Genomic DNA, 417 nt, shown 5'->3' with positions numbered 1-417 from the left:
GGGCTCGGGCACCTATGTGATCGCCACGAGCGAGCTGGCCGGGGTGATGCACCGCCGCTTCGCCGCCGCCGATCCGCGCCACATCGCGGAGCTGCGCTCGACGCTGTAGTCGTCGGCCGCGCGGCTCGCCGCCGTACGCCGTACCGAGCGTGATCTGCGGCACCTCGACACGCTGATGGCGCGCCGGGAAGAGGCGTGGGCCTCGGGGGACGCGGAGGCGTTCGTCGCGGCCGATGCGACGCTGCACCTGGCGGTGGTCGCGGCCTCGCACAACGACGTCCTGACCGAGCTCTACGCGGACCTGGGGGATCTGCTGCGCGAGTATCTGCGCGGTGACGTGGGTCCCGAGCTGCGCCCCGAGAACCATATGGATCACGCGCGGCTGGTGGAGGCGATCCGGGCGGGGGACGCGGAGAC

General features: G+C 72.7%; 1 pseudogene. It reads left to right on the top strand.

Features of this window, described 5'->3' with window-relative positions:
• Window positions 1-417, top strand: a pseudogene (locus RNB18_RS52815) (FadR/GntR family transcriptional regulator); the annotation flags it as partial.

Source organism: Streptomyces doebereineriae (genome assembly GCF_031845645.1).
Lineage (GTDB): Bacteria > Actinomycetota > Actinomycetes > Streptomycetales > Streptomycetaceae > Streptomyces > Streptomyces canus.
Note: the sequence above shows the minus strand (reverse complement) of the source record. Positions and strands in the feature narration are given on the sequence as shown.